This window comes from Pseudomonas sp. FW300-N2A2 (genome assembly GCF_017351735.1).
Taxonomy (GTDB): Bacteria; Pseudomonadota; Gammaproteobacteria; order Pseudomonadales; family Pseudomonadaceae; genus Aquipseudomonas; species Aquipseudomonas migulae.
Genome location: NZ_JACNDU010000005.1, coordinates 199,213 through 213,442, shown reverse-complemented (window position 1 = coordinate 213,442; position 14,230 = coordinate 199,213). Strand labels below are relative to the sequence as shown.

12 protein-coding genes are annotated in these 14,230 nt (G+C 60.9%); 2 read left to right on the top strand and 10 right to left on the bottom strand.

Going from position 1 to position 14,230, the window contains the following annotated elements; genetic code table 11:
* Nucleotides 1-56 precede the first annotated feature (56 nt).
* The 6 genes from J4E42_RS10145 to leuC all read right to left on the bottom strand — a co-directional run bounded on the left by J4E42_RS10145 (nucleotide 57) and on the right by leuC (nucleotide 6,648).
* Nucleotides 57-1,067 carry an aspartate-semialdehyde dehydrogenase gene (locus J4E42_RS10145; RefSeq protein ID WP_207285153.1) on the bottom strand — a complete coding sequence of 337 codons (1,011 nt, stop codon included), beginning with the start codon at nucleotides 1,065-1,067 and terminating at the stop codon, nucleotides 57-59.
* 244 nt (nucleotides 1,068-1,311) lie between these two features.
* Nucleotides 1,312-2,424, bottom strand: coding sequence for an aspartate-semialdehyde dehydrogenase (asd, locus tag J4E42_RS10140; RefSeq protein WP_008037636.1), 1,113 nt, complete (start codon nucleotides 2,422-2,424; stop codon nucleotides 1,312-1,314).
* 68 nt (nucleotides 2,425-2,492) lie between these two features.
* Nucleotides 2,493-3,575 (bottom strand): 3-isopropylmalate dehydrogenase, encoded by a 1,083-nt coding sequence (leuB, locus tag J4E42_RS10135; RefSeq protein WP_008037639.1) that lies wholly within the window; start codon nucleotides 3,573-3,575, stop codon nucleotides 2,493-2,495.
* Between the two features lie 79 nt (nucleotides 3,576-3,654).
* Entirely contained in the window at nucleotides 3,655-4,422 is a 768-nt protein-coding gene (locus J4E42_RS10130; RefSeq protein ID WP_207285152.1) for a class I SAM-dependent methyltransferase, read from the bottom strand.
* Between the two features lie 152 nt (nucleotides 4,423-4,574).
* Nucleotides 4,575-5,219: a 3-isopropylmalate dehydratase small subunit gene (gene leuD / locus J4E42_RS10125; protein ID WP_008028298.1), complete on the bottom strand. Its 645-nt coding sequence runs from the start codon at nucleotides 5,217-5,219 to the stop codon at nucleotides 4,575-4,577.
* A gap of 10 nt (nucleotides 5,220-5,229) precedes the next feature.
* Nucleotides 5,230-6,648, bottom strand: coding sequence for a 3-isopropylmalate dehydratase large subunit (gene leuC / locus J4E42_RS10120; RefSeq protein WP_008028300.1), 1,419 nt, complete (start codon nucleotides 6,646-6,648; stop codon nucleotides 5,230-5,232).
* 146 nt (nucleotides 6,649-6,794) lie between these two features.
* On the opposite strand from leuC, the gene J4E42_RS10115 reads away from it, so the two are divergent.
* Entirely contained in the window at nucleotides 6,795-7,685 is an 891-nt protein-coding gene (locus J4E42_RS10115; RefSeq protein ID WP_008028303.1) for a LysR family transcriptional regulator, read from the top strand.
* 66 nt (nucleotides 7,686-7,751) lie between these two features.
* Nucleotides 7,752-11,030 carry a PAS domain S-box protein gene (locus tag J4E42_RS10110; RefSeq protein ID WP_008028304.1) on the top strand — a complete coding sequence of 1,093 codons (3,279 nt, stop codon included), beginning with the start codon at nucleotides 7,752-7,754 and terminating at the stop codon, nucleotides 11,028-11,030.
* Between the two features lie 165 nt (nucleotides 11,031-11,195).
* Here the strand turns inward: J4E42_RS10110 and J4E42_RS10105 are convergent, their stop codons facing one another.
* The 4 genes from J4E42_RS10105 to J4E42_RS10090 form a co-directional block, all read right to left on the bottom strand.
* Nucleotides 11,196-11,642 (bottom strand): Hsp20 family protein, encoded by a 447-nt coding sequence (locus tag J4E42_RS10105; RefSeq protein ID WP_008028306.1) that lies wholly within the window; start codon nucleotides 11,640-11,642, stop codon nucleotides 11,196-11,198.
* 120 nt (nucleotides 11,643-11,762) lie between these two features.
* Entirely contained in the window at nucleotides 11,763-12,722 is a 960-nt protein-coding gene (locus tag J4E42_RS10100; protein ID WP_207285151.1) for a tRNA-dihydrouridine synthase, read from the bottom strand.
* 187 nt (nucleotides 12,723-12,909) lie between these two features.
* Entirely contained in the window at nucleotides 12,910-13,347 is a 438-nt protein-coding gene (locus J4E42_RS10095) for a thioesterase family protein (protein WP_207285150.1), read from the bottom strand.
* A 48-nt stretch (nucleotides 13,348-13,395) separates the two neighbouring features.
* Complete coding sequence (locus J4E42_RS10090) at nucleotides 13,396-14,229, bottom strand: alpha/beta fold hydrolase (protein ID WP_008037646.1); 834 nt, start codon at nucleotides 14,227-14,229, stop codon at nucleotides 13,396-13,398.
* Nucleotide 14,230: the final 1 nt, after the last annotated feature.

The following is a 14,230-nucleotide window of genomic DNA, read 5'->3' as shown; positions in this document are numbered from 1 at the left end:
CCGGTCGAGCATGACGCCCGACCAGAATCATTCTGCAAATTGTTGCCAAGTATCTTTTACAGCAGGTCTTTTATCAACAATTCAGCCACCTGCACAGCATTGAGCGCCGCGCCTTTGCGTACGTTATCTGACGTCAGCCACACATTAAGTTCCGACGGGTCGTCGATTCCAGCGCGAACCCGACCGACGTAGACCACATCCTGCCCTACCGCATCGCCGACCGGCGTCGGGTAATCGCCGGCTTCCACCAGCTCGATACCCGGAGCGTCTTCCAGCGCCGCGTTGACTTTTACCAGGTCCACAGCGCTTGCAGACTGCAGGGTCACGTTAAAGCTATCGCCAAAAAACACCGGGGCTTGAATGCAAGTGACGGAAATCTTTAATGAAGGCAAGGCCATGACCTGACGCAGCTCACGCACCAGACGCTTTTCCAGCAGCGTATGGCCGTTTTCATCCGGCTTGCCGACTTGCGCCAGCAGGTTGAAGGCCATCTGCCGATCGAAAAAACTCGGCTCCAGCGGACGCACATTGAGCAGCTCGGCGGTTTGCCGGGCCAGCTCTGTAACGGCTTCGCGGCCCTGGGCAGAAACGGCCAGGCTGGCGGTCACATTGACGCGCTGCAGATCGAGCAGACCGAGCAAGGGTGCGAGTACCACGGCCAAGGTGGTGGCCGACGGGCTTGGGCTGCTGACCTGGAATGGCTTTTTCAGACCGGCCAGAACCTGAGCATTGGCTTCCGGCACCACGTGCGGCGCCTGATCGGCGGGCAAGGCGCCGGACAGATCGATCAGCGAGCAACCGGCCGCCGTGGCGCGCGAGGCGAAACTCAAGGTCACCGCCGGACCTGCGGCGAAGAACACCAGCTGTACTTTGCTGAAGTCGAACTCATCGACCTCCCGCACCCGCACGTTCTTGCCGCGAAACGGCACCGAATGACCGGCGGACTCGCTGCTGGCCAGCAGGTGCAGGTTACCGACCGGAAAGTCGCGTTCTTCGAGAATCTGCACGAGCGTTTCGCCGACAGTACCGGTGGCGCCGATCACGGCAATATCAAAGGACTGGCTCATGGGTGTACCTCTGGCGAAACGGGGGGAGCGGCACTTTACCGGGTGGGTGGCGTGCAGGCAATTCTGCCAAGGGTTTGTGGTGGTTGTACTGGCCTCTTCGCTGGCAAGCCTCGCTCCTACAGGTGCGGCGCGACCCCATGTAGGAGCGAGGCTTGCCCGCGAAGAGGCCCTTTCTGGCGACACACCCCCCATAAAAAAACCCGCGCCCCTTTCAAGGCACGGGTTCTTTCATTGCTTCAATCGATCAACGCTCAAGCAGAATCCGCAGCATGCGACGCAGCGGCTCGGCCGCGCCCCACAGCAACTGGTCGCCAACGGTGAACGCGCCGACGAACTGCGAACCCATGTTCAGCTTGCGCAGACGGCCAACCGGAACATTCAGGGTGCCGGTAACCTTGGTCGGGCTCAGCTCCTGCATGCTGATGTCGCGGTTGTTCGGCACCAGTTTGACCCAAGGGTTGTGCTGGCTGATCAGCCCTTCGATGTCGGCGATCGGCACGTCTTTGTTCAGCTTGATGGTCAGTGCCTGGCTGTGGCAGCGCATGGCGCCGACGCGCACGCAAATGCCATCGACCGGGATCGGGCTCTTGAAGCGACCGAGGATCTTGTTGGTCTCGGCCTGGGCCTTCCACTCTTCGCGGCTCTGACCGTTCGGCAGTTCCTTGTCGATCCAAGGGATCAGGCTGCCGGCCAGCGGTACGCCGAAGTTCTCGGTCGGGTATGCGTCGCTGCGCATGGCTTCGGCCACACGGCGATCGATGTCGAGGATGGCGCTGGCCGGGTCGGCCAGTTGATCGGCGACAGCGCCGTGGGTCACGCCCATTTGCTTGATCAGTTCACGCATGTGCTGCGCGCCGCCACCGGAGGCTGCCTGATAAGTCATGGCGCTCATCCACTCGACCAGACCGGCTTCGAACAGACCGCCCAGGCCCATCAGCATCAGGCTGACGGTGCAGTTGCCGCCGATGTAGTTCTTGGTGCCCGCGTCGAGCTGCTGGTCGATGACCTTGCGGTTGACCGGGTCCAGCACGATGACAGCGTCATCCTGCATGCGCAGGCTGGAAGCGGCGTCGATCCAGTAACCCTGCCAGCCGGCTTCGCGCAGCTTCGGGAAGACTTCGCTGGTGTAGTCGCCACCCTGGCAGGTCAGAATCACGTCGAGGGTTTTCAGCTCTTCAATGCTGTAAGCGTCCTTGAGCGGAGCAATGTCCTTGCCCACGGACGGGCCTTGGCCACCGACATTGGAAGTGGTGAAAAACACCGGCTCGATAAGATCGAAATCCTGCTCTTCCAGCATCCGCTGCATGAGCACGGAACCGACCATACCGCGCCAACCGATCAGACCTACACGTTTCATCGCAACTACACCTTCTTGAAAAGTGGGCCGCTGCTTTCGAAGTGGAAAGTGGCAGCGGGCCCGAGAGATTACAGATTCCGCAGCGCGGCGACTACTGCGTCACCCATTTCCTGCGTACCGACTTTAGTGCAACCGGTCGACCAGATGTCGCCCGTCCGCAGGCCCTGATCCAGCACCAGGCTCACGGCTTTCTCGATGGCATCCGCTGCATCCGACTGGTTGAAGCTGTAACGCAACATCATCGACACCGACAAAATGGTCGCCAGCGGGTTGGCGATGCCCTTGCCCGCGATGTCCGGCGCCGAACCGTGGCAAGGCTCGTACATGCCCTTGTTGTGGGTATCCAGCGATGCCGACGGCAGCATGCCGATGGAACCGGTGAGCATCGACGCCTGGTCAGACAGGATATCGCCGAACATGTTGTCGGTGACGATCACGTCGAACTGCTTCGGTGCGCGCACCAGTTGCATGGCGGCGTTGTCGACGTACATGTGGCTCAGTTCGACTTCCGGGTAATCCTTGGCCACTTCTTCGACGATTTCACGCCACAGCTGGCTGGAAGCCAACACGTTGGCCTTGTCCACCGAGCACAGCTTCTTGCCGCGCACCATGGCCATGTCGAAACCGACACGGGCGATGCGGCGGATTTCGCTTTCGCTGTACGGCAGCGTGTCGTAGGACTGACGCTCGCCGTTTTCCAGGGTGCGGGTGCCACGCGGCGCGCCGAAGTAGATGCCGCCGGTCAGCTCGCGAACGATCAGGATGTCCAGGCCGGAAACGATTTCGGCTTTCAGGCTGGAAGCTTCGGCCAGTTGCGGGTACAGGATCGCCGGACGCAGGTTGCCGAACAGGCCCAGTTGCGCACGAATCTTCAGCAGACCACGCTCAGGGCGGATGTCACGCTCGATGGTGTCCCATTTCGGGCCGCCCACGGCGCCCAGCAAAACAGCATCGGCGGCGCGAGCACGCTCCAGGGTTTCATCGGCCAGTGGCACGCCGTGCTTGTCGATGGCTGCGCCGCCGATCACGTCGTGGCTCAGTTCGAAGCCCAGGTTGTACTTGTCATTGGCCAGTTCCAGCACCTTGACCGCTTCGGCCATGATTTCCGGGCCAATACCGTCACCTGGGAGAATCAGAATCTGCTTGCTCATGCTTTCCTCATGTCATCAGTCGGTGTGCCCTTGGGCACGCCCGGAAAAATTCTATCGCTCGGTGCTTATGTTTCCGAGCTTATCGTTCTGCCATCAGCACCAGTACATCGGTACTGAACGAACCATCGGCCTCAATCTCAAAATATTCGCGTACTTCGTTGCCCATCGACTGCTGCAATTCGAGGATCGCAGCGCGCATCACTTGTGGTGTGCGCATGCGCTCGACCCAGCTGGTGTACTCCAGACGCAGGCGCTGACGCGTGGTGCTGCGAGTGTGCAACCCCGCCTCGCTGACCTGACGCAGCCACTCGCCGGCGGAATAATCGCGCACATGGCTGGTGTCGCGCAGCACTTCGACACTTTGCAGGTAAGTGTCGAACAACGGGCTACCCGGTGACAACACGTCGATGAACGCCGCCACGCCGCCCGGCTTCAACACCCGCCGGACTTCACGCAGGGCCAGGCCGAGATCGCTCCAATGGTGCGCCGAATAACGGCTGAAGACGAAGTCGAATTCGCCATCGGCGAATGGCAACCGCTCAGCGGCACCCAGGACCGTGGACACGTTGCCCAACCCACGATCAATGGCAGCACCAGCGACCACGTCGAGCATTTGCTGCGACAGGTCGTAAGCCACCACTTCCTTGACCAGCGACGCCACGTGAAAACTCACATGACCGGCACCGCAACCGAGGTCCAGCACGCGGGCATCGCCCTGCCCGGCCAGCTCAGCCTGTAGCAGCGCAAATTCAGTGCCTTGAGCGTGGACGGCGCTGCTCAGGTAGGCCGAGGCCTGTTCACCGAATTGCTTTTGGACTACCTGGCTGTGCTGGGCGGTGCTGGTCATGTGGACTTCCTTTTTCGGGTGAGTCTTGGGGTGTTTTTTCGGGCCTCTTCGCGGGCAAGTCGGATCGCCGCACCGCTCGCTCCTACAGGTATTGCGCTGTCCTTGTAGGAGCGCGGCTTGCCCGCGAAGGCGTCATCACGCCTTACGCAAACTTACGCGTCGCGAAACAACCAAGGCTGGCTCGCACGGTGCTTGGCTTCAAACGATGCAATCGCCTCGTGATCCTGCAAAGTCAGGCCGATGTCATCGAGGCCGTTGACCAGGCAATGCTTGCGGAACTCGTCAAGCTCGAAGCTGTAGACCTTGCCGTCCGGCCGGGTCACGGTCTGGGCTTGCAGGTCGATCTTCAACTCGTAGCCAGGATTCGCCTCGACCTGCTGGAACAGTTCATCCACTTCAGCGTCGCTCAAGATGATCGGCAGCAAGCCGTTCTTGAAGCTGTTGTTGTAGAAGATGTCGGCATAGCTCGGCGCAATGATGCTGCGGAAACCGTACTCTTCCAGCGCCCACGGCGCGTGCTCGCGGCTGGAGCCGCAACCGAAGTTCTCGCGGGCCAACAAGACGCTGGCGCCCTGGTAACGCTCGGCGTTGAGGACGAAATCCTTGTTCAGCGGACGCTTGGAGTTGTCCTGGTAGGCATAACCCACGTCCAGGTAGCGCCATTCGTCAAACAGGTTCGGGCCAAAACCGGTGCGCTTGATCGACTTCAAGAACTGCTTCGGAATGATCTGGTCGGTGTCGACGTTGGCACGATCCAAAGGCGCGACCAAACCGGTGTGTTGGGTAAAAGCTCTCATGTGCGGTTCCTCAGATCAGTTCGCGAACGTCGATGAAACGACCGTTGACGGCAGCCGCCGCGGCCATGGCCGGGCTGACCAGGTGCGTACGGCCACCGGCGCCCTGACGCCCTTCGAAGTTGCGGTTGGAGGTCGATGCGCAATGCTCGCCCGACTCCAAACGGTCCGGGTTCATCGCCAGGCACATCGAGCAACCCGGTTCACGCCACTCGAAACCGGCTTCGAGGAAAATCTTGTCCAGGCCTTCGGCTTCGGCTTGCGCCTTCACCAGGCCCGAGCCCGGCACCACGATGGCTTGCTTGATGGTCGAAGCCACTTTGCGGCCCTTGGCGATCACCGCCGCAGCGCGCAGGTCTTCGATCCGCGAGTTGGTGCAGGAGCCAATGAATACGCGGTCCAGCTGAATGTCGGTGATCGCCTGATTGGCGGTCAAACCCATGTACTTCAGGGCGCGCTCGATGGAACCGCGTTTGACCAGGTCCATTTCCTTCGCCGGGTCCGGCACGTTCTGATCGACCGCCAACACCATCTCGGGCGAAGTGCCCCAGCTGACTTGAGGCTTGATCTGAGTGGCGTCCAGCTCGACAACGGTGTCGAACACCGCATCAGCGTCGGAAACCAGGTCTTTCCAGGCTTCGACAGCGAGGTCCCATTCCGCGCCTTTCGGGGCAAACGGACGGCCTTTCACGTACGCCACGGTTTTTTCATCCGCCGCCACCAGGCCTACGCGAGCGCCGGCCTCGATGGACATGTTGCAGATGGTCATGCGGCCTTCGATAGACAAGTCGCGAATGGCGCTGCCGGCGAACTCGATGGCGTGGCCATTACCGCCGGCGGTGCCGATCTTGCCGATGACCGCGAGCACGATGTCCTTGGCGGTCACGCCGAACGGCAGTTTGCCTTCGACCGACACCAGCATATTCTTCATTTTCTTGGCAACCAGGCACTGCGTGGCGAACACGTGCTCGACCTCGGAAGTGCCGATGCCATGGGCCAGGGCGCCAAACGCGCCGTGAGTCGAGGTGTGCGAGTCGCCGCAGACCACGGTCATGCCCGGCAAGGTGGCGCCCTGCTCCGGACCGATCACGTGAACGATGCCCTGGCGCACGTCATTCATTTTGAATTCGGTGATGCCATATTCATCGCAGTAGTCATCGAGGGTCTGAACCTGCAAACGCGAGACCTGGTCGGTAATCGCTTCGATGCCGCCCTTGCGATCCGGAGTGGTCGGTACGTTGTGATCCGGCGTGGCGATGATCGAGTCGACGCGCCAAGGCTTGCGCCCGGCCAGGCGCAGGCCTTCGAAAGCTTGGGGCGAAGTCACTTCATGGATGATGTGGCGGTCGATATAGATCAGCGACGACCCATCGTCGCGCCGTTTCACTTCATGGGAATCCCAAAGCTTGTCGTAAAGCGTTTTGCCGGCCATCAGACGGTCCTCATCAGCGTGTTTCTATGCCCTGGGTCTTGAGAGATTCAATAACCCTTTGGCTTGTGAGGTCGATCCTAGGGGGTTACATTAAATAACTCAAATTCATATTTTTTATGCTTTGGATAACCAACTGGAATACAACGATGGACCTGGCCAACCTTAATGCCTTTATTGCCATTGCCGAGACAGGAAGCTTCTCCGGTGCCGGCGAACGGCTGCACCTGACGCAACCGGCTATCAGCAAACGGATCGCCGGGCTGGAGCAGCAATTGAAGGTGCGACTGTTTGATCGACTGGGCCGCGAAGTCGGCCTGACCGAAGCCGGACGCGCCCTGCTGCCACGGGCTTATCAGATTCTGAACGTGCTGGACGACACCCGCCGCGCCCTGACTAACCTGACTGGCGAAGTGACCGGCCGCCTGACGCTGGCCACCAGTCACCACATTGGCCTGCACCGTTTACCGCCCTTGTTAAGGGAATTCACCCGACGCTACCCACAAGTGGCGCTGGATATTCAGTTCCTCGATTCGGAAGTGGCCTACGAAGAAATCCTCCACGGTCGTGCCGAGCTGGCCGTCATCACCCTCGCGCCCGAGCCTCATGCCCTGGTCAAGGCCACGCCGGTGTGGGACGACCCGCTGGATTTCGTGGCCGCGCCGGAGCATTCACTGATCAGCAATGGCGCGGTCAGCCTGGCGGACATCGCCCTGCATCCGGCGGTGTTCCCCGGTGGCAACACCTTTACTCACCATATCGTGCGGCGCCTGTTCGAAGCCCAAGGCTTGACGCCGAACATCGCCATGAGCACGAATTATCTGGAAACCATCAAGATGATGGTGTCGATCGGCCTGGCCTGGAGCGTTTTGCCGCGCACAATGCTTGACGATCAGGTTGCGCGAATACCTTTGCCCGGCATACAACTGACTCGCCAGCTAGGCTATATCTTGCACACCGAACGGACGCTGTCGAACGCAGCACGGGCTTTTATGGCCTTGCTGGATGCACAACTCGATCTGCCAGGGACTCAAGGCTAATTTGTGCTACTCCTATAGAGCCTCAAATACCTGCGCCTAACGCCCCATTCAGCCCAAGGCCTGCCAATGCCGAAATCTGTTGACCGTATTCCGCCGATGCCACGTATTCAGGCGCTTGACCCGAAACGATCCGAGCAGAGCTGGGAGAGTGCGCCGCAGCTGCTGGCCGCCCTGAACGGAGCACGTTTGGGCGCCTGGTATTGGGACATCGAACGCGGGCAGATCAGTTGGTCGCGGGGTACGCAGGCGCTGTTCGGCTTCGACCCCCGGCAACCGTTGCCGGCGGATCTGGAATACCTCGACCTGTTGCCCCCGGAGGATCGAGCGAAAACCCTCCGTGCCTTCCACGCGGTAATCGCCGGCGCGCCACTGGAACAGGCGATGCATCACCGCATTCGCTGGCCCGACGGCAGCCTGCACTGGCTGGAGATCAACGGCAGCCTGCTGCCGGACAAACACGGGCGACCACGCATGATCGGGGTGATCCGCGAGATTACCCACCAGCGTCAGCGCGAACAGGCGCTGAGCAGCTCGGAAAAACGCTTCGCGACGCTGTTTCACCTGTGCCCGAACATGGTGCTACTGACTCGCCAGGAAGATGGCCTGATCACCGAAGCCAACCAGTATTTCGAAAGCCTGTTCGGCTGGCCGGTGCAAAACGCGATTGGCCGCACCACGCTCGAACTGGGCCTGTGGGTGCACCCGGAGCAACGGGAGAAACTGGTCAAGGCGACCAAGGCCAAAGGTGAGCTAGTCAGCATGGAGGTGCAGTTCCGCGCCAGTAATGGCCAGGTCCACGATGGCATTCTCAGCGCGCAAAAAGTCGAGCTCGAGGGCCAGCCCTACCTGCTTAGCACCTTTCTCGACACCACCGAACGCAAGGCTGCCGAACTCGCCTTGAAAGACAGCCAGGAGCGCCTCGATCTGGCGCTGGACTCGGCGCAACTCGGCACCTGGGACTGGCACATTCCCAGCGGCATGTTGTATGGCTCGGCCCGCGCCGCGCAGTTGCACGGACTGGACCCCATACCGTTCCATGAATCCTTCGACGAGTTTTTCGAAGGCGTGCCCGGCGAGGAGCGCGACAGCATGCGCGATGCCTATCGCAGCCTGCGCGAAGGCCCGGCCGGCAACTATCAGTTGACCTACCGCGTGCAGCTGGAGGACGGCACTTCGCGTTACCTGGAAAGCCGCGCCCGCCTCTACCGCGATGAAAACGGCGCACCGCTACGCATGGCGGGGACCTTGCTGGACATTACCGATCAGGTCGAACGCGAACAGAAGCTGGTCGCCTCCGAAGAGAAATTTGCCACCCTGTTCCAGGTCAGCCCGGACCCGATCTGCGTTACTCGCCAGGACACCGGCCAGTTCATCGAGATCAACTCCAGTTTCACCCAGACCTTTGGCTGGAGCACCGCCGAGGTGATTGGTCGCAGCGCCGACGAAATCGGTCTGTGGGACGCCTCGGCGAAAAGCCTGCGCCGGATCGAACAAGTCATCCGCGAACAAGGCCTGAACAACGTCGCCATCATCGTCCAGCACAAGGACGGCCAGTCGCTGACCTGCGTGATTTCCAGCCGCCAGATCAGTGTCGGCGACCAGCCATGCATCGTTACCACTTTGCGTGATATCACCCAGCAACAACGCTCGGAAGCGGCGCTCAAGGCCAGCGAGGAGAAGTTCGCCAAGGCCTTCCACTCCAGCCCCGACGCCATCACCATCACCGAACGCGACACCGGGCGCTATCTGGAGGTCAACGACGGTTTCTGCCGCCTGACCGGCTACCGCGCCGATGAAGTCGTCGGCCGCACGGTGTACCAGGTCGGCATCTGGGCCGAAGAAAAACAACGCTCGGCGCTGCTCGCCGAGCTGCAGATCAAGGGCCGCGTGCATCACCAGGAAATGCTTGGGCGCAACAAGCATGGCGACTTGCTGACCGTCGAAGTCTCGGTAGAACCGATCACCCTCAATGAAACCGCGTGCCTGCTGCTGACCGCGCGGGACGTCAGCCTGTTGAAAAACGCCGAAGCGCAGATCCGCCACCTGGCCTACCACGACCCGCTGACTAACTTGCCCAACCGCGCACTGCTGATGGATCGCCTGAGCCAGCAGATCGCCCTGCTCAAACGCCACAACCTGCGCGGCGCCCTGATGTTTCTGGACCTCGACCACTTCAAGCACATCAACGATTCGCTCGGCCATCCGGTGGGTGACACGGTGCTGAAGATCATCACTGCGCGACTCGAGGCCAGCGTGCGCATGGAAGACACCGTGGCACGCCTGGGCGGTGACGAATTCGTGGTGCTGCTCAGCGGCCTGGAAGGTTCGCGCAATGAAGTCAGCGAGCAGGTCCGCGAACTGGCGGACACCTTGCGCGAACTGCTGTCGGAACCGATGTTCCTCGACGGCCAGCGCCTGCAAGTGACACCGAGTATCGGTATCGCGCTGATTCCCGATCATGGTTCGACCCCGACCGACCTGCTCAAACGCGCCGACATCGCGCTGTATCGGGCCAAGGATTCGGGACGCAACACCACCCAGATGTATCACAACACCATGCAGAAGGCCGCCAGTGAACGCCTGCGCATGGAAACCGACCTGCGCCTGGCCCTTTCCCGGGGCGAATTCGACGTGCATTACCAGCCGCAGGTGGACGCGCGCGACAATCGCATCGTCGGCGCCGAAGCGCTGGTGCGCTGGAACCATCCGGAATTGGGCGCGCAATCGCCGACTGAATTCATCAAGGTCCTGGAAGACAGCGGGCTGATTCTGGAAGTCGGCACCTGGATCGTCGACGAAGCCTGCGACGCCTTTAAACAGTTGATCGCCAAGGGTCTGATCGACCCGCTCGACTTCAGCCTGTGCGTGAACATCAGCCCACGACAATTCCGCCAGAACGACTTCGTCGAGCGCATCGAGCTCAGCCTCGCCACCCACGGCCTGCCCTGCTCGCTGCTGAAACTGGAGATCACCGAAGGCATCGTCATCCAGAATCTGGAAGACACCATCAGCAAAATGCGCCGCCTGAAAAAACTCGGCATCAGCTTCGCCATGGACGACTTCGGCACCGGTTATTCCTCGCTGACTTACCTCAAGCGATTGCCGGTCGACACCCTGAAAATCGACCAGTCGTTCATTCGCGATGCGACTACCGACCCGAACGACGCCGAGATCATCCGCGCCATCGTCGCCATGGCCCGCAGCCTGGAGTTGAAAGTGATTGCCGAAGGGGTGGAGACGCCGGAACAGTTGGAGTTTTTGCAAGGGCTGGGCTGCCATTTTTATCAGGGCTATCTGCACAGCCAGCCGCTGCCGGTGGAGGCGTTCCAGAAACTCCTGAAATAACCCGCACCCTGTAGGAGCGAGCCTGCTCGCGATGGACGTCAACGATGACGTGTACTGCCTGGATAAACGCGTTGCCCAGAAGTCCATCGCGAGCAAGCTTGCTCCTACAGGAGAACAGCGGGCACAAAAAAGGGCGCCATTGGCGCCCTTTTTCATTGCCCCGCCTTAGTGCTGCAGAGCGGGTTTTTGCGTCCCGTTGATTGGGATGCGTTTGGCTTTCGCCTCTTCCGGAATGACACGCAGCAGGTCGATGCTCAACAGACCGTTGCTCAGGTCGGCGGCCTTGATCTCGATGTGATCGGCCAGTCGGAACGACAGTTTGAACGCGCGCTGGGCGATGCCTTGATGCAGGAAGGTCACGCCTTCAGTTGCGTCGCGTTTGCCGCCACTGATGGTCAGCACACCTTTCTCGACTTGCAGGTCCAGGTCTTCTTCCTGGAAACCGGCGGCCGCTACAACGATGCGGTATTGATCGTCACCGTGTTTTTCCACGTTGTAAGGTGGATAGGTGCTGCCTGGCTCGTTGCGCAGGGCGGTTTCGAACAAGTCGTTGAAACGGTCGAAGCCTACCGAGGAACGGAACAGTGGGGCCAGGGAAAATGCAGTAGTCATGGTTCAAATCTCCTGAAAACAATCAGCAAGTTTTTTGTCTCCGCGACCCGAATTCGGCATCGCGTAATCCTTAGATAGGGACCGCTGATTGCATTTCAAGAGATTATTTCGAGATTTTTTTCAGGCCGCTTCGGCTACCTGCAACCCCAGCAAATGCGAAACCTGATCCAGTTCGGTTTCACGGCGAAGCAGGGTGAACAGCTCAACCGCCTCGGGATAATTGCGGGTCAGCATCGCCAGCCACTGCTTCAGGCGACCGGGCGATTGGCGTGGCGTCATCTGGGCTTTGGCTTGCAGCCAGAAGTCCTGAATCAGCGGCAGCAGCTCGGCCCAGGTCATCTCGACCACCTCTTCACCGGCACGGGCGGCGGCGATCTGCCGGGCCAGGTCCGGACGCGACACCAGCCCGCGACCGAGCATGATGTCTTCCACGCCGCTGATTTCGCGGCAGCGGCGCCAGTCTTCGACGCTCCAGATATCACCGTTGGCGAATACCGGCACCTTGACCACTTCCTGCACGCGAGGGATCCACTCCCAATGCGCCGGCGGCTTGTAGCCGTCCATCTTGGTCCGCGCATGCACCACGATGTGCTCCGCGCCGCCTTCGGCCAGGGCCGTGGCGCAGACCAGCGAACCGTCAGGGCTGTCGAAGCCGAGACGCATTTTCGCGGTGACCGGAATGTGCGCCGGGACGGCGCGACGGACATGCTCGACGATCTGGTTCAGCAGCTCGGGCTCTTTGAGCAGTACCGCGCCGCCACGGGATTTATTGACGGTCTTGGCCGGGCAGCCGAAGTTCAGGTCGATGACTTCGGAACCCAGCTCGCAGGCCAGCGCGGCGTTTTCCGCCAGGCACACCGGGTCGGAACCCAACAGCTGCACGCGCAATGGCACGCCGGACGCGGTGCGCGCATCCGTCAGCAGTTCAGGACCGAACTTGTGGAAATAGGCAGGGGTGAGCAGTTGGTCGTTGATCCGGATGAACTCGGTCACGCACCAATCGATACCGCCCACACGGGTCAGCACGTCCCGCAGGATGTTGTCGACCAACCCCTCCATGGGTGCCAAAGCAATTTGCATGAAAAACACACTCGACGAAAAACGTGCGGCAGTTTACTGGTTTCGGCGGTTAGAAGGTATTTCGTCAGACCGGACGCTTTCGCGGGCAAGCCTCGCTCCTACAGGTTTTGTATCGTTCGCATGATGGGCGAATGACGCAAAACCCTGTAGGAGCGAGGCTTGCCCGCGAAGAGGCCCGCAAAAACACTCAAATCGCGACTTGCAACGCCTGGCCGTAACCTTCGATGAACTCCGCCGGCATGCGCTTGGGCTTGCCCGTGGACAGCTCAATGCAGACAAACGTGGTTTGCGCGCGCAGTAACGTGGTGTTGTCGCTCGGGCGCTTGAGCTGGAAGTGTCGAGTCATTTTCAGGCGCTGGTCCCAATCGACGATCCAGGTCGCCAATTGCAACTCATCGCCTTCATAGGCCGCCGCCAGGTAATCGATCTCGTGCCGCACCACCGCCATCGCCCGATCCAGCCGCCGGTACTCGACCAGATCGAGGCCGAGCCGCTGCGAGTGGCGCCAGGCGCAGCGTTCGAGCCAGGTCACGTACACCGCGTTATTCGCGTGCCCCAACCCGTCGATGTCCTCGGCGTCCACCGCAAGATCAATGATAAATGGCGTTGCCCGATCCCAGCCCATGCCCCACTCCCGGTCAAATGATGTCGACCGGGGCAGTGTAACGGATGCTCAGGCCGATTGGCGCGATTGCAGGCTGCGACCGGCCAGCAGTGATAACACGCCATCAATCACCCGCGGGTCGGCAAGCACCCGTTGATGACCGCCCTCCTCCAGCCGCAGCAAGCGACTGTCGAACCAGGCCTCGTGGATCAGTTGGGATTCCTTGACCGGGACGAAGTTGTCGTCTTCGGCATGAACGATCAGGCCAGGCATGTCGAGCTGATAGCGCGAGACATCCAATGCAGCCGCGCGCATGCCGACGTCTTTTTCGACTTGGCGAATGAACGCCGAACGGGCTTTGGGCGGTAGCCGCACGTAGCGGGCGAAACCGCGCAGAACCCCGAGAATCCGCGCCGGAGCGCCAATGGTCACCAGGGTTTCGGTGCGCAGGCCCAACTGAACGGCGAGCATGGCGCTGGCACCGCCCATCGAGTGACCGATGACCGCTTGCAGCGGCGGCAACTCGGCAGCGGCCTCAAGCATGGCCCGGGCGAACAGCACGACGTTGGCTTCGTTGCCCGGCGAGCGACCGTGAGCCGGACCGTCCAGGGCGACTACGGTATAGCCGGCGTCAACCAGCGCGGTGATCAGGCTGGCAAACTGCGTTGGCCGACCTTCCCAACCGTGCATCAGCAATACCGCCGGGCCTTGCCCCCAGCGCAACGCCGAGAGGCCGAAACGAAGTGTGATGCGCTCGGATTTCGCCAATAACGGCAATTCCCAATCACGCGGCGGCAGATCCCGCGGCGTCATGAACGCCAGTCGCATTTTGCTCGCGACCAGTTTCGGTGCAAACCAGCCCAAGGTGCCATTAACGCCACGAACCCACTTTAACGTGCTCATC